Origin of the sequence: Aeromicrobium phragmitis (genome assembly GCF_003674095.1) — a bacterium.
GTDB lineage: Bacteria > Actinomycetota > Actinomycetes > Propionibacteriales > Nocardioidaceae > Aeromicrobium > Aeromicrobium phragmitis.
Window position 1 is genome coordinate 1 of sequence record NZ_RDBF01000219.1, and the last position, 339, is coordinate 339.

The window sequence follows — 339 nt, forward strand, 5'->3', positions numbered from 1 at the left end:
GGCAGCGGCCTCAAGGAGCGCTGTCGCGACATCTGCGGGTACATCCATCTCCGCAGCTGTCTTGCTTTCGAAGCGGAACTCGCTGGGAAGGCTCCCTCGGATGCGAGCGACCAGTTCCTGCCCGGAAATGTCTTTTGCCTTGTCAGGAGCGGTAAGAGCGGCGGTGGCGTTCATCGCGGCCTGGCGCAGCATCGGACGGTCATGGTCATCGGATCGGGCGGCGGTCAGCAGCAGGGACAGCACGTGATCGTGCACGAGCGCACCCAGGCGTTTGCGCTGCTCGTGGGTGCTGCGTGCGGCGGCTTCGTGTGCGGCGTCCTCGCGTGCCTGCGCATCGGC

The 339-nt window shown here is 66.4% G+C and carries 1 protein-coding gene; it reads right to left on the bottom strand.

The window, feature by feature from the left end:
• A partial coding sequence (locus D9V41_RS18380; protein ID WP_208006940.1) for a hypothetical protein occupies positions 1-192 on the bottom strand: 192 nt, incomplete at its 3' end.
• Between the last annotated feature and the right edge of the window lie 147 nt (positions 193-339).